The organism is Streptomyces sp. NPDC025793 (genome assembly GCF_055558375.1).
Map to the genome: position 1 here is coordinate 73759 of NZ_JBVHMR010000010.1, position 17442 is coordinate 91200.

Genomic DNA, 17442 nt, shown 5'->3' on the forward strand with positions numbered 1-17442 from the left:
TGTCGGGGGCCGGTGGGGGGATTGTGTCGGCCGGACGGTGGTTTGGTGAGGTGGGTGGTGCCGGGGGCGGTCAGTGGAGCAGACTGCCTTGGAGTTCGGCGCGCAGATCCGGGGTGAGTACCGCCCCTGCGCGGTCGACGAGCAGTGCCATCTCGTAGCCGACGAGACCGATGTCGCACTCCGGGTGGGCCAGGACCGCGAGGGACGACCCGTCCGAGACGGACATCAGGAAGAGGAACCCCCGCTCCATCTCGACGACCGTCTGTGCCACGTTGCCGCCCTCGAAGATCCGGGACGCCCCGGCGGTCAGCGAGGTGAGCCCCGAGGCGACGGCCGCGAGCTGGTCGGCGCGGTCCCGCGGGAAGCCTTCGGACATCGCCAGCAGAAGGCCGTCGGCGGAGACCACCACCGTGTGCGACACCCCGGGGGTGTTGTCCACGAAGTTGGTGATCAACCAGTTCAGGTTCTGTGCCGCCTGGCTCATCGGACTCAACTAACGCTCCTGCTGGTGAGTGGGGCTCGGGTAGCTGCCGGTCTGGCCGCTGCCGGCCTGACGGCCCTGAGCGATACCCCGACGGAGATTGGTCAGCCGTCCGCGTACGTCGTCAGGCGCACGCGAGATCTGCGGACCGGCCTGGTGCTGTTGCTGCTGAGCCGTGCCCGGGACGAGGTTCGCCCGGGGCACCCGGCGCGGCAGGCCGGAGGTGGTGATACCGCCCGCGGCGGGCTGCCGCACACGTTCGGCCTGCCGGACGAGGTCGTCGTTCGGCGAGGTGCGCCAGGAGCCGGTGGTCGAGCCGTTGCCGGTGCCGTTGGCGCCGTTGCCGCCGCCCGCGTTCGCACCGTGCTGCGGAGCCGGGGCGGGAGCCTGCGGCTGCTGCGGTGCGGCCGCGCCGTCCTGCGGACCGCCGTGGAACCAGTTGGTCTCCAGCGTGTCGTACAGCGGCGTACGGCCGTCCATGGGACCGCTGGCCGGCGGCAGGGCCTCCGGCTCGCGCTGCACCGGCCGCGACGGTTGCTGCTGCTGCGGCTGCTGCTGGACCGGCGGGCGCGGGGTGCCGAAGTCGTTCCGGACGGGCGGCTGCGGGCGCTCGAACTGGCCGGTGTGCGCCGGGTTCTGCTGCTGTCCGGGCAGCGCGTGCTGCCCGGTCGAGCTGCCGTCGAAGCCGCCGTCGTAGGCCTGCGGGGCCGCGTACCGGCCGCCGTCGCGCCGGCTGTCGTCCGGCCGCGCGGGCGCCGGGCTGCCGAAGACGTCGGAGCGGACGAACTGCCCGTCGTCCGGCTGGTCGGCGGGGCCGTCGAACCGGCCCGGCAGCTGCGGGGCCTCGGGCCGGGCGAACTGCCCGGTCTGCTGCGGGTTGTCCGGGGGGGCGAACCGGCCGGGCTGCTGGGGGGCGTCGGGCCGGGGGAACTGGCCCGTGTGCTGGGAGCCGTCGAAGCCGTTCACTCCGGGGCGCGGGAACTCGCCCGTGGCGGACGGACCGTGGTCGTCGAACGCGGGTATCGCCGGTATCTCCGCGGTCGCCCCCGGACCCTGGCGGTCGTCGACGCGCGGTATGCGCGCGGTGTGCGCCGGGTCCTGCTCGTCGTGGCCGCGCGGGGCGTCCAGCGAGGCACGCGACAGCGGGGCACCGGAGTCGCTCCAGCTCGGCGTGCGCGGCTGCTGCGGCTCGGCGCCGGGCAGCTCGGCCCGCGGCCCGCCGCGCGGCGGCAGCTGGGGCTGACGGCCCTGGTCGGCGGGGGCGGCGGGGTGCTGCGGGCCGCGGCCGCCGAAGGCGTCCTGCTGCGGCCCGGCCGGGTTCGCGGCCTGGAGGTTCTGCGGGGCGCCCGGCGCCTGGGCGCCGAAGCCGCCCGCGGTGGAACCCGTGGGGACCGCCCGGCCCTGCTGCGGACCGCCGGGGCCGCCGAACGCACCGGCACCGCCCTGCGGGCCGCGCGCTCCGCCCGGCACACCGGGACGGCCGCCCTGGCCTCCGCCGGGCAGCGCGGCCCGGGGACCCTGGCCGACGCCGACCTGACCGCGCGGGGCGGGACCGGAACCGAGCAGACCGCCGCCGGCCGGAGCGCCGCCGAGGGCACCGCCGTTGCCGGCCTGCCGCCGGGCCGCGGCCGCACCCGCGGCGGCCTGCGCGGCGGCGGGACCGCCGGAGCCACCGGGCGCGCCCGGCTTGCCCGGGGCGGGCTTCTTGCCGCCCTGGGCCACGTCCACGGGCAGCATGACCAGCGCGGTCGTACCACCGGAGTCGGACGGGCGCAGCTGGATGCGGATGCCGTGCCGCTGCGAGAGCCGGCCGACCACGAACAGGCCCATGCGGCGGGAGACGGAGACGTCCACGGTGGGCGGCGAGGCGAGCCGCTCGTTGATCGCCGCGAGGTCCTCGGGGGACAGGCCGATACCGGTGTCGTGGATCTCGATCAGCACGCGGCCGTCGGGCAGCGCATGACCGGTGACCTTGACCTTGGTCTGCGGCGAGGAGAACGAGGTCGCGTTCTCCAGCAGCTCGGCGAGCAGGTGCACGAGGTCGTTGACGACGCGGCCGGCGACCTCGGTCGTCGGCACGGACGCCAGCTCGATGCGCTCGTACTGCTCCACCTCGGACGCGGCGGCGCGGAGCACGTCGACCAGCGGGACCGGGCGGGTCCAGCGGCGGCCGGGCTCCTCGCCCGCGAGGACGAGGAGGTTCTCGCCGTTACGGCGCATACGCGTGGCGAGGTGGTCGAGCTTGAACAGCGAGGACAGCTGGTCCGGGTCGGCCTCGCGGGACTCCAGTTCGGAGATGAGCGAGAGCTGACGCTGGATGAGGCCCTGGGAACGACGCGAGAGGTTGGTGAACATCGCGTTGACGTTGCCCCGGAGCAGGGCCTGCTCGGCGGCGAGGCGGACCGCCTCGCGGTGCACGTCGTCGAAGGCCGCGGCCACCTGGCCGATCTCGTCCTTGGAGTGCACACCGACGGACTCGACGGAGGTGTCGACGTCCTGCGGGTCGGACTCGGAGAGCTGCTTGACCAGCTCGGGCAGGCGGTCCTGGGCGACCTTGGTCGCGGTCTCCTGGAGCCGGCGCAGCGAGCGGATCATGGAGCGGGCCACGACGAACGCGCCGACCAGCGAGACGCCGAGCACGAGCAGGATCAGCGCACCGGAGATGATGGCGTCCTGCTGGGTGGCGCTCTTCAGCTCGCGGGCCTTCTGCTCCATCTCCTCCAGCAGCGTGTGCTCGATCTTCTTCATCTGCTCGATCTTGGTCGAGCTGTCGTCCACCCAGTCGCGGTACGACCGCGCCGGTAGCTGCTGCATACCGCTGGCGGACTCGAAGGCGCGCTTGGCGTAGGTGTCGGCGGACTCGATCGTCGGGTTGCCCGCGTCGATCGGCTTGAGGAGTTCCTCGGCGTTCTGGCTGGAGTAGATCTTGCGGAAGATCGCCAGCTCGGAGTTCTCGCTCTGGAACGCCGACTGGCCGTAGAGCCGGTCGTTCTCGGAGAGGTCGCCCTTGGAGGCGGTGGTCGAGGGCAGCGCGGCGGCGATGGTCGCGCGCTCGACGGAGGCGTACTCCTTGGCGGTGGAGAAGGCCGCCAGGGCGCGGGTGCGCGAGATCATCTCCGGGTTGCTGGACGCCTCGGCCATGTCCTGGGACAGCGAGATCAGCTGGGTGATCAGGCGGTGGTAGGACTCGATGGTCTGGGTCGAGTTGCCCGGCGACTGGTAGGCGGACCGGCGGATCTTGGCCAGGTCGTCCAGCTGGTTGGCGAGGCCGACGAGCGCGTCGCGGACGCCCTGGAGCTGGCCGTCCTTGCTGGCCGCGTCGATCTGCTCGGAGGCGTTGAGGAAGTTCTCGCGGGCCCGGTCGGTCTTCTCCTGGTAGCCCTTGACCGTGTAGTCGGTGGCCTTCAGACCGTGCGACATCGGACCGGCCGACTGGTCGCGCTCCTCCTGGAGCGCGGCCGCCAGCTCCGTGGCCTGCTTGGTCATGTCCGTCAGCAGCTTCATGTTGTCGAGCTGCTGGATGTCGTTGATGTTCTGGTCGATGCGCAGCGCGCCCAGCGAGGTCGCCGCGACCACGGGGAGGGCGAGCAGCGAGACCAGACGCGTGGAGATGCGCCAGTTGCGCAGGGCCATGCGCGAACCGGGGCCGGTGGTGCCCTTGACGGGCTTGACGGTCGGGGTGGTGGCCGCGGAGCCGCCGGGGGAGGCGGAAGCGGTCGAGGAGGTCGGACCCGACGGGCCGCCGGGCCGCCCGCCGCGCTCACCGCCGTCACCGGACGGGGCCAGGCCCTGGTTCTGGGCGTGCTGGGAGGAGGAGCCGCCCTTCATGGGAGCAGTCCCGTCGTGCAGCTCCGGCTCCGCCGAAGCGCTGCCATCCCTCTTGAAACGTCCCTGCACTAGCGTCGCAACCTCTGGACCAGGCACCCCTCCGCGCGAGCGGAGGGACACGGTGTCGGCGTTGTGGGGAGCGCCCTGAAAACGTCCCCCGATGGTCTTGAGTGACCGGCGCTGGTTCCCCCTGTCTCGCCGCCACTCGGCGCTGCGTCGCGCCGCCTGTGCGCCGGCTCGATCCTGCGGCGGTCCGTGGAATTCCAGCACAGTGCCGGATCTCCAACAAGGGCCGTGGACCGAGCCGTGACCTCGGTGACGGGCTGTGAGTGCCATGTCACCTGACGTGGAAGCTTATCCCGTGCATAACGGGTGAAACCAGGCGAGTTGTCGGTCGGCGCCAGGTGTCCCAGTCGCCATGATCAGGAGCGGAATGAGGGCTTCAGATGGTCAATGTCCGTTTCGTAAGGCCGGATTGGTGAAGCGATTTGACCGCTTTGTCCGCGACGCCGTGAGGAAACTCACATGCGCCACAGGGGCAGTTGGCGCCGTGGGCGGGGAATTGGATGTTTAGCCTGACGCTTTACAAGGGTGACGACTCTGCAAACCCACTCGACCAGAGGCCACAGGACGACAACGGTGAAGACGACGATGATGTTCCACAAGATCGCTAATCCTCGGCGCACGACCCTGGCGCACCTCAAGGACGCCGGCGAACTGCAGACCGCCGAACTGCCGGAGCACTCTGTCGACCTTCCGGTCCACACGGCCAACCCGCGGCGCACCGTCCTGGTGGACGTCCCGGCCCAGGCGGCGGCCGCAGAGTAGCCGACGGGCGCGGAGCGGCCGCGCGGCCACTCACCTATTCCGCCGAATTCCGGGCACCGGGGAATTCGGCGGAAGGCATTTCCGGGAGGAATCCGACCCCTCGACCGGTTAACCTGGGGCGTCAGCACGCCGGTTCTCAACTGTGAGGGGCGCAAGGATCCCGTGCGCATCGCCAGGTTCTCCATCGACGGGAACGTCGCCTTCGGCGTGGTCGAGGGCGACAAGCAGGACGAGCTCGTCCTGGACATCATCAAGGGCATTCCCTACGGCGTCGACTTCGAGCTCAGCGGTGTCAAGGTCCCGCTGAGCAAGGTCAGGCTCCTGCCCCCGGTCATCGGCAACAAGATCGTGGCCTTCGGCCGCAACTACGCGGACCACGCGAAGGAGCTGGGCAACGAGGTCCCGGACGCGCCGTTCGCCTTCTTCAAGCCGAGCACCTCGATGATCGCCTCCGGCGACGACATCCAGTACCCGCCCTTCTCCGAGGAACTGCACCACGAGGCCGAGCTGGCCGTCGTCATCGGCCGCATGTGCCGCGAGGTGCCGCGCGAGCGCGTCAAGGACGTGATCTTCGGCTACACCTGCGCGAACGACGTCACCGCCCGCGACGTGCAGAAGCGCGAGAAGCAGTGGGCCCGGGCCAAGGGCTTCGACACCTCCTGCCCGCTCGGCCCCTGGGTGGAGACGGACCTGGACCTCGCGCGCGCGAACGACCTGACCGTCCAGTGCACGGTCAACGGCGAGCAGCGCCAGCTCGGCCGCACGAGCGAGATGATCCACCCCATCGAGGACCTGGTCGTCAACATCTCCGAGGCCATGACCCTGCTCCCCGGCGACGTCATCCTCACCGGCACCCCCGCGGGGGTCGGCCCCCTGAACGTCGGCGACGAGGTCGCCGTCACCATCGAAGGCATCGGCACACTCACCAACAAGGTTGTCAAGCGTGGCTAGCGCACCCGGCTCCCCCGTACGCGTCCGTTTCTGCCCCTCGCCCACCGGTAACCCGCATGTGGGCCTGGTCCGCACCGCCCTGTTCAACTGGGCGTTCGCCCGGCACCACCAGGGCACTCTGGTCTTCCGCATCGAGGACACCGACGCGGCCCGCGACTCCGAGGAGTCGTACGACCAGTTGCTCGACGCGATGCGCTGGCTCGGCTTCGACTGGGACGAGGGCCCCGAGATCGGCGGCCCGCACGCGCCGTACCGCCAGTCGCAGCGCATGGACCTCTACAAGGACGTCGTGCAGAAGCTGCTGGACGCCGGTCACGCCTACCACTGCTACTGCTCCCAGGAGGAGCTGGACTCCCGCCGCGAGGCCGCCCGCGCCGCCGGCAGGCCGTCCGGCTACGACGGCCACTGCCGCGACCTCACCCCCGCGCAGGTCGAGGAGTACCGGGCCCAGGGCCGCAGCGCGATCGTCCGCTTCCGGATGCCGGACGAGACGATCACCTTCACCGACCTGGTCCGCGGCGAGCTGACCTTCACGCCGGAGAACGTGCCGGACTACGGCATCGTCCGCGCGAACGGCGCCCCGCTGTACACCCTGGTCAACCCGGTCGACGACGCCCTGATGGAGATCACCCACGTCCTGCGCGGCGAGGACCTGCTCTCCTCCACCCCGCGCCAGATCGCGCTGTACAAGGCGCTGATCGAGCTGGGCATCGCGAAGCGGACCCCGGCCTTCGGCCACCTGCCGTACGTGATGGGCGAGGGCAACAAGAAGCTCTCCAAGCGCGACCCGGAGTCGTCCCTCAACCTCTACCGGGACCGGGGCTTCCTGCCCGAGGGCCTTCTCAACTACCTGTCCCTGCTGGGCTGGTCGCTCTCCGCGGACAAGGACATCTTCACGATCGAGGAGATGGTCGCGGCCTTCGACATCTCCGACGTGAACCCCAACCCGGCGCGCTTCGACCTGAAGAAGTGCGAGGCGATCAACGCCGACCACATCCGCATGCTGGATGTGAAGGAGTTCACCAGCCGCTGCGCCCCCTGGCTGCAGGCCCCGTTCGCCCCCTGGGCGCCCGAGGACTTCGACGAGGCGAAGTGGGCGGCGATCGCCCCGCACGCGCAGACCCGCCTCAAGGTGCTCTCCGAGATCACCGACAACGTCGACTTCCTGTTCCTCGCCGAGCCGGTCGAGGACGAGGCCAGCTGGCAGAAGGCGATGAAGGAGGGCTCCGACGCCGTGCTGCGCACGGCCCGCGAGAAGCTGGAGTCGGCGGACTGGACCTCCGCCGAGTCCCTGAAGGAGGCCGTCCTGGCCGCCGGCGAGGTGTACGGCCTCAAGCTCGGCAAGGCCCAGGCCCCGGTCCGCGTCGCCGTCACCGGCCGCACCGTCGGCCTGCCGCTCTTCGAGTCCCTGGAAGTCCTGGGCAAGGAGAAGACGCTGGCCCGCATCGACGCGGCACTGGCCAAGCTCGCCGCGTAACCGTCGCCACCGCCGTATCCGCGGGGGCGGCATCCGGAAGTTCCCGGATGCCGCCCCTGTCGCGTTCCTCACGGGATAGGTTCGGATCATGACGATCAGAGCCGTTGTCTGGGACGTCGACGACACCCTCTTCGACTACACGACCGCGGACCGGCAGGGCATGCGGGCGCATCTGGTGGCCGAGGGGCTGTTCGACGGGTACGGCGGTGCCGAGGCGGCCCTGGCCCGATGGCGGGAGGTCACCGACCAGCAGTGGGCGCGGTTCGCGGCGGGGGAGCGCGGCTTCCAGGACCAGCGGCGCGACCGCGTGCGTGTGTTCCTCGCCGCGGACCTGACCGACGACGAGGCCGACGCCTGGTTCCAGCGGTACATAAGGCACTACGAGGCCGCCTGGAGCCTCTTCCCGGACGTCCTGCCCGCCCTGGAGGCCCTCTCGGCCAGTCACCGGCACGCGGTGCTGTCCAACTCCAGCAGCACGGTCCAGGAGCACAAGCTGCGCACCCTCGGCATCCGCGACCGCTTCGAGGCCGTCCTGTGCGCCGCCGAGCTGGGCGTCTCCAAGCCGGAGCCCGGGGCCTTCCGCGCGGCCTGCGAGGCCCTCGCGCTGCCCCCGCACGAGGTGGCGTACGTCGGCGACCACCCGGAGATCGACGGACGGGGTGCCGCCGAGGCCGGGCTGGTGTCGGTGTGGATCGACCGCGGTGGGGCCGCTGAGCAGCCGGCCGGCGAAGCGGTCGGGCACGGCGCCGTTCACCGGATCACGACCCTCGCCGAACTCCCCGCGCTCGTCCGCGCGGATACCCGTTTTGGAGCCCCGTCCACCTTCGGGTAATGTTCTTCCTGCGCCGAGGGGAGCGGGCCGAAAGGCCGGAGCCCCGAGGAGCAAGCTAGAACGAGAACCCCACAGGGGGTTGAGTTCCAGTGGCCTATGGTGTAATTGGCAGCACGACTGATTCTGGTTCAGTTAGTCTTGGTTCGAGTCCAGGTAGGCCAGCTCGCAGAGCTCATCTGCAAAGCCCCCGTTGTGTAGCGGCCTAGCACGCTGCCCTCTCAAGGCAGTAGCGCCGGTTCGAATCCGGTCGGGGGTACTGATCTCGATCTCGTCGGGATCGCTAGGGCCCCCGTTGTGTAGCGGCCTAGCACGCCGCCCTCTCAAGGCGGTAGCGCCGGTTCGAATCCGGTCGGGGGTACTGACTGGTCTAAACCATCATTGGTCTATGGTGTAATTGGCAGCACGACTGATTCTGGTTCAGTTAGTCTTGGTTCGAGTCCAGGTAGACCAGCTCGGACCTGCGGAAACGCAGTGTCCACGCCCCCGTTGTGTAGCGGCCTAGCACGCCGCCCTCTCAAGGCGGTAGCGCCGGTTCGAATCCGGTCGGGGGTACAGGAGAAGGCCCTTCGCTTCGGCGGAGGGCCTTCGTCGTGTCCGACGCCGGCTACTCGAAGCCGTACCGCCGTGCCGTCTCCTCCTCCTGGGCCAGCCGGTGCAGTGCCTGCAGTACCGGCTCGTTGAGGACGGCCCCCAGGATCGCGAACTCGACCCGCTCCGCCTGCGACGGATACGCCTCCATGTTGTCCAGGTCGAGGACGGCTGTCCGGTACATCAACTCGGCGTACGGAACGAGCAGTTCGGTGCCGAAGGTGTAGCCGATCCGGCGGAACGCGGCCACGGCCACCACCAGCGAGCGGTACGCGGGCGAGAGGGTCGTGAGCTGCTTGGCGTTCGTCCAGCCGAGCTGCTCCAGGAGCGCGCCGACCTCCCGGTGCGCGGCCTGGACGTACTCGTCCTCCGCGTCCGGCTCCGGCACCTGCGGCAGCGCCCACAGTGCCGCGCCCAGGCGGATCGTGCGGGGCAGGGAGTCGTCGTCCACGTGCCCGAGCACCTCGCGCACCTTCGCCACCGGCACCCGGCCCACCTGGATCATCGCCCGCACCAGCCGCAGCCGGCGCAGATGCTCCTCGTCGTACTCGGCCGTCGTGGCGTTGATCTGGCGGCCCGGCGGCAACAGCCCTTCGCGCAGGTAGTACTTGATCGTCGCCGTGGACACACCGCTCTGTTCGCTCAGTTCGGCCAGCCGCATCTCTTGCGCTCCTTCTCGGATAACGGCACTATCCAAGCATTGCTACTTGGATAGCTTCGCTCACCAACGAAGGGGGAGTGGTCAGGATGAACCGAACGACCGCTGACGCGAAGGGCGAGGTCGTCGTCCTGCTGATCGGCATGCGGATCAACCGCTTCTGGGCGGTGCACCTCTGGCTGCCGGTGATGCTCGCGATGCTCCGCATGCTGCGGGATCTGCGGAAGGAGCCCGAGCGCGGTCTGCTCAGCCACGTCCTGCTGACGGCCTCGCCGCGCACGTACTACGTCGTGCAGTACTGGGAGTCCAAGGACCGGCTGTACGCCTACGCGACGGCGTCGGACGCCTTCCATCACAAGGCCTGGGCGCGCCTCAACCGCAAGGAGCGGGACGGGAAGCTGCGCGGGCAGGTCGGCATCTGGCACGAGTCGTACGTCGTGCCCGAGGGGTCGTACGAGGCGATCTACGGCGACATGCCCGCGTTCGGGCTGGCCGCGGCGCACGGGCAGGTCCCGCTGGAGCGGCGGGGCCGGTACGCGAAGGACCGGTTCGCCTACCGGTCGAAGGGGGTGCCGGTCGCGGAGAAGACCGGCTGACCGGGGGGATCGGGGGATCGGGGAGGGCCTGCCGCGGCGTTGGGGCAGGCCCTCCCCGGCGTCCCCGGACGTGTCCCCGGACGGCGCCCGCTCAGCCCGAGCGGCGCAGGGCCTCGGAGAGGCGGGCGGCGGCGTCGATGACCGCCTGTGCGTGCATCCGGCCGGGGTGGCGCGTCAGGCGCTCGATCGGGCCCGAGACGGACACGGCGGCCACCACGCGGTTGGAGGGGCCGCGCACGGGCGCGGAGACGGATGCGACGCCCGGCTCGCGCTCGCCGATGGACTGGGCCCAGCCGCGGCGCCGTACGCCCGACAGGGCCGTCGCCGTGAAGCGGGCGCCCTGCAGGCCTCGGTGCAGCCGCTCGGGCTCCTCCCAGGCCATGAGGATCTGCGCCGAGGAACCGGCCTTCATCGTGAGCGTGGAGCCCACCGGAACGGTGTCCCGAAGGCCGGACAGCCGTTCCGCCGCGGCCACGCAGATGCGCATGTCGCCCTGGCGCCGGTAGAGCTGCGCGCTCTCGCCCGTGACGTCGCGGAGGTGGGTGAGCACGGGGCCGGCCGTGGCGAGCAGGCGGTCCTCGCCGGCCGCCGCCGCCAGTTCCGCGAGGCGCGGGCCGAGAATGAAACGGCCCTGCATGTCGCGTGCCACCATGCGGTGGTGTTCCAGGGCCACGGCCAGGCGGTGGGCCGTGGGTCGTGCCAGTCCGGTGGCCCCGACCAGACCCGCGAGGGTGGCCGGACCGGACTCCAGAGCGCTCAGGACGAGGGCCGCCTTGTCCAGAACGCCGACGCCGCTACTGTTGTCCATGCAACGATACTCACGTCTCACTCTGTGAAACGCAAGTTCAATTTTCCGTGGAACGCGCCACTCTGGAAACACACAGGCGGCCCGCGGACCAACGGGCCCGGTGGCGGACGCCCGGAATCACGACTTTCAGGGGCCCTCGCAAGGGCAGCCGCCGCATCCTCAGGATCTCTAGTTGGGCCGGCGCACGTCTGCCGGCCGGAGGGAAAGCGATGGGTAGGACACTCGCGGAGAAGGTCTGGGACGACCACGTCGTCCGGCGCGCCGAGGGCGAGCCCGACCTCCTCTACATCGATCTGCACCTCCTGCACGAGGTGACCAGCCCGCAGGCCTTCGACGGACTGCGCAAGAGCGGTCGCCAGGTGCGCCGTCTCGACCTCACCATCGCGACCGAGGATCACAACACCCCGACCCTCGACATCGACAAGCCCATCGCGGACCCCGTCTCCCGTGCCCAGCTGGAGACGCTGCGCAAGAACTGCGCCGAGTTCGGGGTGCGGCTGCACCCGCTGGGCGACGTCGAGCAGGGCGTCGTGCACGTCGTCGGCCCGCAGCTCGGTCTGACGCAGCCCGGTACGACGGTCGTCTGCGGCGACTCGCACACCTCCACGCACGGCGCCTTCGGCGCGCTGGCGTTCGGCATCGGCACCTCCCAGGTCGAGCACGTGCTGGCCACCCAGACGCTGCCGCTGGCCCGCCCGAAGACCATGGCGATCACGGTCGAGGGCGAACTGCCCGAGGGCGTCACCGCCAAGGACCTGATCCTGGCGATCATCGCCAGGATCGGCACGGGCGGCGGCCAGGGCTACATCCTGGAGTACCGCGGCTCCGCCATCGAGGAGCTCTCGATGGAAGCCCGGATGACCATCTGCAACATGTCGATCGAGGCCGGCGCCCGCGCGGGCATGATCGCCCCCGACGAGACCACCTTCGCGTACCTCAAGGGCCGCGCCCACGCCCCCGAGGGCGCGGACTGGGACGCCGCCCTCGCGTACTGGAGGACCCTGCGCACCGACGACGACGCGGTCTTCGACGCCGAGGTCGTCATCGACGCCGCCGAGCTGTCGCCGTTCGTCACCTGGGGCACCAACCCCGGCCAGGGCGCGCCGCTTTCGGCGTCCGTCCCCGACCCGGCTTCGTACGAAGACGCATCGGAGCGCCTGGCCGCCGAAAAGGCCCTGGAATACATGGGGTTGGCGGCCGGCCAGCCGCTGCGCTCCATCGAGGTGGACACCGTCTTCGTAGGCTCCTGCACCAACGGCCGCATCGAGGACCTGCGCGCCGCCGCCGAGCTCCTCAAGGGCCGCAAAGTCGCCGACGGTGTACGGATGCTGGTCGTCCCGGGCTCCGCGCGGGTGGGTCTGCAGGCCGTCTCCGAGGGCCTGGACGTGGTCTTCAAGGAGGCCGGCGCCGAATGGCGGCACGCGGGCTGTTCGATGTGCCTCGGCATGAACCCCGACCAGCTGGCCCCGGGTGAGCGCTCCGCGTCCACCTCCAACCGCAACTTCGAGGGCCGGCAGGGCAAGGGCGGCCGTACGCACCTGGTGTCGCCGCAGGTCGCGGCCGCCACCGCCGTCCTGGGGCACCTCGCCTCGCCCGCCGACCTGTCCGCCGACACCCCCGCGCCCGCTGGAGTCTGAGAACCATGGAAGCCTTCACCACCCACACCGGCCGGGCCGTCCCGCTGCGCCGCAGCAACGTCGACACCGACCAGATCATCCCTGCTCACTGGCTCAAGAAGGTGACCCGGGACGGGTTCGAGGACGGGCTGTTCGAGGCCTGGCGCAAGGATCCCGAGTTCGTGCTCAACCGTCCCGAGCGGCAGGGTGCGTCCGTCCTGGTCGCCGGCCCCGACTTCGGCACCGGCTCCTCCCGCGAGCACGCCGTCTGGGCCCTGCAGAACTACGGCTTCAAGACCGTGATCTCGTCCCGTTTCGCGGACATCTTCCGGGGCAACTCGCTGAAGAACGGCCTGCTCACGGTGGTTCTGGACCAGAAGGTCGTGGACGCGCTGTGGGAGCTCGTCGAGTCGGACCCGCAGGCCGAGATCACCGTCGACCTGGAGAACCGTGAGGTGCGCGCCGAGGGCGTCACCGCCTCCTTCGAGCTGGACGAGAACTCCCGCTGGCGCCTGCTGAACGGCCTGGACGACATCTCCATCACGCTCCGGAACGACGCCGACATCGCCGCCTACGAGGCCAAGCGGCCGACCTACAAGCCGCGCACGCTCCAGGCCTGATCGCCGGCCCTGATCCCCAGGGCTGATTTCGGCCACCGCAACACCCCGCCTGTACCCCCGATCGCCACGATTGGGGGTACAGCCATGTCTGCACCCGATCGGACCTGCGCACCTCTTACGCTGCCCTCAACTTGCCACGTTAGGAAGGGTGTTGCCGGGGTAGGTGAGTGCAATGATCGCGGCCTCCGCAAGTGCCTGGAAGGCCATTTGAGGCGGCAGTTACACCCTGCGCAGGCGACAACTCGCCCCAGATGGCACAATCTGTGCATGGGACACGACGGCCAACTCCAGCTCTATACGGCGGTCGCGAACCAGCTCAAGGAAGCGCACGCAAGGGTGCGCGCACTGCAAGTCCCGGAGGGCGTACGGATGGCGCTGACCCGGAAGCTGCTGGTCATTACGGCCGCGGCCAAGCACGATCTCGCCGCTGCGGCAAGGCGGCTCGAGCGGTTCAACGCGGACCTCGACGCGGGGCGGATCCCCGAAGAGGACCACTGAGCAGCTTGGGAGCGCCGAATCCGTTGCGGCACAAGGGTGATAAGCCCGTTTCGTGTTTGATTTGCGGTATATATCTGCCTAACGTGCGAAAAAGCTTGAACACTTTCGTTCTGGCGATGTCTCCGAAGGGGAAGACGTGAACAAGGCGCAGCTCGTAGAAGCGATTGCCGACAAGATGGGTGGCCGCCAGCAGGCGGCCGAGGCTGTCGATCATGTCCTGGACGCCATCGTCCGCGCGGTCGTCGCGGGCGAGCGGGTCTCGGTCACCGGCTTCGGGTCCTTCGAGAAGGTGGACCGCCCCGCCCGCTACGCCCGCAACCCCCAGACGGGCGAGCGGGTTCGGGTCAAGAAGACCTCCGTGCCGCGCTTCCGCGCGGGCCAGGGCTTCAAGGACCTGGTGAGCGGCTCGAAGAAGCTCCCGCGCGGCGGCGAGGTCGCCGTGAAGAAGGCGCCCAAGGGCAGCCTGACCGGCGGCACGGCGATCAAGAAGGCCGCGGCGAAGAAGGCCACCAAGGCGGCCGCGAAGAAGGTCACGGCGAAGAAGACGACCGCCAAGAAGACGACGGCGGCGGCGAAGAAGACGACGGCCGCCGCGAAGAAGACCACGGCGAAGAAGACGACCGCCAAGAAGACCACGGCGGCGGCGAAGAAGACCACGGCCGCCGCGAAGAAGACCGCCGCCAAGAAGGCCCCGGCCAAGAAGGTCACCGCGAAGAAGGCGCCGGCCAAGAAGTCGACGGCTCGCAAGACCACGGCGAAGAAGACCACCGCGCGCAAGGCGTCGTAAGGTCTCCAGGGCACTCACGCGCCGGGCCGGACTCCCCAGGGGAGCCCGGCCCGCGGCGTGTGCGGGGACGGTTACAGCGTCTGCAGCGTGACGAGCGTGATCCGCAGGGCGTCCCCGCGGCCCTCGGTCTCGATCCGCACCCGCTGCCCGGGCCGCAGCAGCCGCAGCCCGCCGGCGTCGAACGCCGCGGTGTCGTACGGCACGGGGGTGCCGTCGTCGAGCAGCACCTGTCCGCTGCGGGTCTCGGGGTCGTAGGTGTATGCGGTGGCCTGCATGGAGTTCAGCCTACGGGGCGCTCAGCAGGCCCGCCGCGGCGGCAGCCGTGTACGGGCCCACCCCGAGGGCCAGCGCCGCGCGCAGATCGTCCCCGGTGTCCACGTCCTGTCGTACCGAATCCACCCCGGCCGGCGTGAGTTCCCGCGCGCCCGTGGCCCGGTGGCGGTTGCGGGAATCGATGCCGAACGCCGGCTGCAATTCCTGTTCCGGCCCCGCCGCCAGCAGTGTCGTGCCGATTGCCGCCGCATCCGCGAGAAAGGCACGGGGGAATTCCGCGGCGGCGTCCAGTACCCGCGCCAGTTCCCGCGGGCGCAGCGCCGGCAGATCGGCGTTCAGGGCCGCCACCGCCGCTCCGGGGCGAATTGCGCGTACCGCCGCCGCGCCGTGCGCCAGGGCGGCGTTCAGGCCGTCCGCGGGGGTGTCCGGGACGATCCGCGCGCCCAGCGCCGCCAGCTCCCGTCCGGCCCGCTCGTCGTCCGTGACGACCGCCACACCCGCGACGGCCGCGCACGCCAGCGCCGCGGCCACCGTGTCCTGCGCGAACGCGAGGGCCAGCCCCGGGCGCACCCCGTCCGCGGCCGTGTCCGAGAGCCTGCTCTTGGCCCGCACCAGGGGCTTCAGCGGGATGACCAAGGTCCACTGCACCGGCGTACCGTCCCTCTCTTGTCGCGCTCATTGTCACCCGCTGTATCCGAGGACACGCAGGGCGGGGCGTACGGTGTTCTCGACAGACCGGCGGCCCGGGGCGACACTTGTGCGGCCCCCGCCGAGGTGGCATGCCTAGAGGAAGGTGTCCTTGTGCCCCGCCGCAGAATCGGCTTCTGGTACCGCTTCGCCGCGGTGATCTGCAAACCGCCGCTGGTGGTTCTGATCAAGCGTGACTGGCGCGGAATGGAGCACATTCCGGCCGAGGGCGGATTTATCACCGCGGTGAACCACAATTCCCACGTGGACCCCTTCGCGTACGCGCACTATCAGTACAACACCGGACGGGTTCCGCGATTCCTGGCGAAGAGCGGCCTTTTCAAGACGGGATTCATCGGCGCCGCCATGCGCGGTACCGGGCAGATCCCCGTCTATCGCGAGTCCACCGACGCGCTCAGCGCCTTCCGGGCCGCGATCGACGCCGTGGAGCGCGGCGAGTGCGTCGCCTTCTACCCCGAGGGCACCCTCACCCGCGACCCGAACGGCTGGCCCATGACCGGCAAGACGGGCGCCGCGCGCGTGGCCCTGCAGACCAAGTGCCCGGTCATCCCGGTCGCCCAGTGGGGCGTCAACGAACTGCTGCCGCCGTACGCCAAGAAGCCGAACCTCCTTCCGCGCAAGACCCATCACGTGCTCGCGGGCCCGCCCGTGGACCTCTCGCGCTTCTACGACAAGGAGATGACCCCGGACCTGCTGAAGGAGGCCACCGAGGTCATCATGGCGGCCGTCACCCGCCAGCTGGAGGAGATCCGCGGCGAGAAGGCGCCCGAGACGCCCTACGACCCGCGCCACGAGAGGATCGAACAGCGGCGCCGCACACAGGCGCAGGCACAGACCGAAGCACACACGCAGGACAAGGAACCGGAGGGGCAGGGCAAGTGAGCAAGGCGGTAAAGGCGGCGGTCATGGGCACCGGCTCATGGGGCACCGCCTTCGGCATGGTCCTCGCCGACGCGGGCTGCGAGGTGACCCTGTGGGCCCGCCGCCCGGCGCTGGCCGAGGCGGTCAACTCGACCCGGACGAACCCCGACTACCTGCCCGGAGTCGAACTCCCGGAGAACCTGCGCGCCACCGCCGACGCGGCCGAGGCCCTGCGGGACGCGGACTTCACGGTCCTCGCGATCCCCTCCCAGACGATGCGCGAGAACCTGGCCGAATGGGCCCCGCTGCTCGCCCCGGGCACCGTGCTCGTGTCCCTCATGAAGGGCGTCGAACTCGGCTCCGCCATGCGGATGAGCGAGGTCGTCGAGGACGTCGCCAAGGTCGGTGCCGAGCGCATCGCCGTCGTCACCGGGCCCAACCTGGCCCGGGAGATCGCCGCCCGCATGCCGGCCGCCGCCGTGGTCGCCTGCGCCGACGAGGCCGTCGCCCGGCGCCTCCAGGCCGCCTGCCACACGCCGTACTTCCGGCCGTACACCGAGACCGACGTGGTGGGCTGCGAGCTCGGCGGTGCCGTGAAGAACGTCATCGGGCTCGCCGTCGGCATCGCGGACGGCATGGGGCTCGGCGACAACGCCAAGGGCTCGCTGATCACGCGCGGCCTCGCCGAGACCGCGCGGCTCGGGGTCGCGCTCGGCGCCGACCCGCTGACCTTCGCCGGCCTCGCGGGCCTCGGCGACCTGGTGGCCACCTGCTCCTCGCCGCTGTCCCGCAACCACACCTTCGGCACCAACCTCGGCAAGGGCATGACCCTCCAGGAGACCATCGCGGTCACCAAGCAGACCGCCGAGGGCGTCAAGTCCTGCGAGTCCGTGCTGGATCTGGCCCGCCGGCACGGTGTCGACATGCCGATCACCGAGACGGTCGTCGCCATCGTGCACGAGGGCAAGTCGCCCGTGGTCGCCGTCAAGGAGCTGATGTCGCGCAGCGCGAAGCCCGAACGACGCTGAGCGA

The 17442-nt window shown here is 70.6% G+C and carries 17 protein-coding genes and 5 tRNA genes; 16 read left to right on the top strand and 6 right to left on the bottom strand.

Features of this window, described 5'->3' with window-relative positions; genetic code table 11:
• Window positions 1–70: 70 nt before the first annotated feature.
• Both ACZ4MF_RS20525 and ACZ4MF_RS20530 read right to left on the bottom strand, forming a co-directional pair.
• Window positions 71–484: a roadblock/LC7 domain-containing protein gene (locus tag ACZ4MF_RS20525; protein ID WP_003973453.1), complete on the bottom strand. Its 414-nt coding sequence runs from the start codon at window positions 482–484 to the stop codon at window positions 71–73.
• A 9-nt stretch (window positions 485–493) separates the two neighbouring features.
• Window positions 494–4378, bottom strand: a complete 3885-nt coding sequence (locus tag ACZ4MF_RS20530) for a sensor histidine kinase (protein ID WP_467493392.1) — start codon at window positions 4376–4378, stop codon at window positions 494–496.
• 570 nt (window positions 4379–4948) lie between these two features.
• Between ACZ4MF_RS20530 and ACZ4MF_RS20535 the strand changes: the two genes are divergently transcribed.
• From ACZ4MF_RS20535 to ACZ4MF_RS20575, 9 genes are all read left to right on the top strand, one after another.
• Window positions 4949–5137: a hypothetical protein gene (locus tag ACZ4MF_RS20535; protein WP_467493393.1), complete on the top strand. Its 189-nt coding sequence runs from the start codon at window positions 4949–4951 to the stop codon at window positions 5135–5137.
• 162 nt (window positions 5138–5299) lie between these two features.
• On the top strand, window positions 5300–6088 hold the full coding sequence (locus ACZ4MF_RS20540) for a fumarylacetoacetate hydrolase family protein (RefSeq protein WP_467493394.1): 789 nt from the start codon (window positions 5300–5302) through the stop codon (window positions 6086–6088).
• A complete protein-coding gene (gltX, locus tag ACZ4MF_RS20545; RefSeq protein WP_467493395.1) occupies window positions 6081–7565 on the top strand; it encodes a glutamate--tRNA ligase in 1485 nt (494 codons plus the stop codon). Before ACZ4MF_RS20540 ends, gltX begins: the two co-directional genes overlap by 8 nt.
• An 88-nt stretch (window positions 7566–7653) precedes the next feature.
• On the top strand, window positions 7654–8397 hold the full coding sequence (locus tag ACZ4MF_RS20550) for an HAD family hydrolase (protein WP_467493396.1): 744 nt from the start codon (window positions 7654–7656) through the stop codon (window positions 8395–8397).
• Window positions 8398–8487: 90 nt separating this feature from the next.
• Window positions 8488–8559: transfer RNA gene (locus ACZ4MF_RS20555), tRNA-Gln, on the top strand.
• A gap of 21 nt (window positions 8560–8580) precedes the next feature.
• A tRNA-Glu gene (locus tag ACZ4MF_RS20560) sits at window positions 8581–8653 on the top strand.
• 29 nt (window positions 8654–8682) lie between these two features.
• Window positions 8683–8755 (top strand) — tRNA-Glu (locus tag ACZ4MF_RS20565).
• A gap of 21 nt (window positions 8756–8776) precedes the next feature.
• Window positions 8777–8848: transfer RNA gene (locus ACZ4MF_RS20570), tRNA-Gln, on the top strand.
• A 28-nt stretch (window positions 8849–8876) separates the two neighbouring features.
• A tRNA-Glu gene (locus ACZ4MF_RS20575) sits at window positions 8877–8949 on the top strand.
• Window positions 8950–9001: 52 nt separating this feature from the next.
• Here the strand turns inward: ACZ4MF_RS20575 and ACZ4MF_RS20580 are convergent.
• Window positions 9002–9646 (bottom strand): MerR family transcriptional regulator, encoded by a 645-nt coding sequence (locus ACZ4MF_RS20580; protein WP_467493397.1) that lies wholly within the window; start codon window positions 9644–9646, stop codon window positions 9002–9004.
• Window positions 9647–9732: 86 nt separating this feature from the next.
• On the opposite strand from ACZ4MF_RS20580, the gene ACZ4MF_RS20585 reads away from it, so the two are divergent.
• Window positions 9733–10239 (top strand): DUF4188 domain-containing protein, encoded by a 507-nt coding sequence (locus ACZ4MF_RS20585; RefSeq protein ID WP_467493398.1) that lies wholly within the window; start codon window positions 9733–9735, stop codon window positions 10237–10239.
• A gap of 91 nt (window positions 10240–10330) precedes the next feature.
• Here the strand turns inward: ACZ4MF_RS20585 and ndgR are convergent, their stop codons facing one another.
• A complete protein-coding gene (ndgR, locus tag ACZ4MF_RS20590; protein WP_009320373.1) occupies window positions 10331–11047 on the bottom strand; it encodes an IclR family transcriptional regulator NdgR in 717 nt (238 codons plus the stop codon).
• Window positions 11048–11256: 209 nt separating this feature from the next.
• Between ndgR and leuC the strand changes: the two genes are divergently transcribed.
• The 4 genes from leuC to ACZ4MF_RS20610 all read left to right on the top strand — a co-directional run bounded on the left by leuC (window position 11257) and on the right by ACZ4MF_RS20610 (window position 14568).
• Window positions 11257–12684 (top strand): 3-isopropylmalate dehydratase large subunit, encoded by a 1428-nt coding sequence (gene leuC, locus ACZ4MF_RS20595; protein ID WP_467493399.1) that lies wholly within the window; start codon window positions 11257–11259, stop codon window positions 12682–12684.
• A 5-nt stretch (window positions 12685–12689) separates the two neighbouring features.
• Window positions 12690–13283: a 3-isopropylmalate dehydratase small subunit gene (gene leuD, locus ACZ4MF_RS20600; RefSeq protein WP_467493400.1), complete on the top strand. Its 594-nt coding sequence runs from the start codon at window positions 12690–12692 to the stop codon at window positions 13281–13283.
• 267 nt (window positions 13284–13550) lie between these two features.
• Window positions 13551–13781: an SCO5555 family protein gene (locus ACZ4MF_RS20605; RefSeq protein WP_356024637.1), complete on the top strand. Its 231-nt coding sequence runs from the start codon at window positions 13551–13553 to the stop codon at window positions 13779–13781.
• A 136-nt stretch (window positions 13782–13917) separates the two neighbouring features.
• Window positions 13918–14568, top strand: coding sequence for an HU family DNA-binding protein (locus tag ACZ4MF_RS20610; RefSeq protein WP_467493401.1), 651 nt, complete (start codon window positions 13918–13920; stop codon window positions 14566–14568).
• A gap of 71 nt (window positions 14569–14639) precedes the next feature.
• Here ACZ4MF_RS20610 and ACZ4MF_RS20615 read toward each other — a convergent pair whose 3' ends face one another.
• The gene (locus tag ACZ4MF_RS20615; RefSeq protein ID WP_071379653.1) at window positions 14640–14843 is read right to left on the bottom strand and encodes a hypothetical protein; all 204 of its coding nucleotides are present in this window, start codon (window positions 14841–14843) and stop codon (window positions 14640–14642) included.
• Between the two features lie 10 nt (window positions 14844–14853).
• Window positions 14854–15489, bottom strand: a complete 636-nt coding sequence (cofC, locus tag ACZ4MF_RS20620; RefSeq protein WP_467493402.1) for a 2-phospho-L-lactate guanylyltransferase — start codon at window positions 15487–15489, stop codon at window positions 14854–14856.
• A gap of 153 nt (window positions 15490–15642) precedes the next feature.
• On the opposite strand from cofC, the gene ACZ4MF_RS20625 reads away from it, so the two are divergent.
• Both ACZ4MF_RS20625 and ACZ4MF_RS20630 read left to right on the top strand, forming a co-directional pair.
• Window positions 15643–16431, top strand: coding sequence for a lysophospholipid acyltransferase family protein (locus ACZ4MF_RS20625; RefSeq protein ID WP_467493403.1), 789 nt, complete (start codon window positions 15643–15645; stop codon window positions 16429–16431).
• Window positions 16428–17438, top strand: a complete 1011-nt coding sequence (locus ACZ4MF_RS20630; protein WP_467493404.1) for an NAD(P)H-dependent glycerol-3-phosphate dehydrogenase — start codon at window positions 16428–16430, stop codon at window positions 17436–17438. Before ACZ4MF_RS20625 ends, ACZ4MF_RS20630 begins: the two co-directional genes overlap by 4 nt.
• The last annotated feature ends 4 nt before the right edge of the window (window positions 17439–17442 follow it).